The organism is Knoellia aerolata DSM 18566, assembly GCF_000768695.1.
Classification (GTDB): Bacteria; Actinomycetota; Actinomycetes; order Actinomycetales; family Dermatophilaceae; genus Knoellia; species Knoellia aerolata.
Genome location: NZ_AVPL01000197.1, coordinates 1 through 373 on the forward strand (window position 1 = coordinate 1; position 373 = coordinate 373).

General features: G+C 79.1%; 1 pseudogene. It reads right to left on the reverse strand.

Going from position 1 to position 373, the window contains the following annotated elements:
• Window positions 1-373: pseudogene (locus tag N801_RS21275) on the reverse strand (DEAD/DEAH box helicase); the annotation flags it as partial.

Consider the following 373-nt stretch of genomic DNA (forward strand, 5'->3'; position numbering starts at 1 on the left):
CGTCGCGGCGCTCGCCGTACGTGGGGCGGCTGCCGCGGTCGTCGCGTCGGGGACCGGCGTAGCCGGGACGGTCGTTGCGCTCGCTGCGCTGCGGACCGCCGTAGGCCGGTCGGTCACCGCGGTCGTCGCGGCGTGGCGCGGAGGAGGTGCGGTCGTCGCGGCCCTGGTAGCCGGCGCTGCGGGAGTCGGGGCGGCTGTCGCGGCCCTGGTAGCCACCGCGGCTCTCGCCACGGTCGTCACGACGCTGGCCGTATGCCGGTCGCTCGCCACGGTCGTCGCGGCGCGGGCCCGAGGACGGGCGCTGGGCGCGGTCGTCACGACGCTGCCCGTATGCCGGCCGCTCCCCACGGTCGTCGCGGCGCGGGCCCGAGGA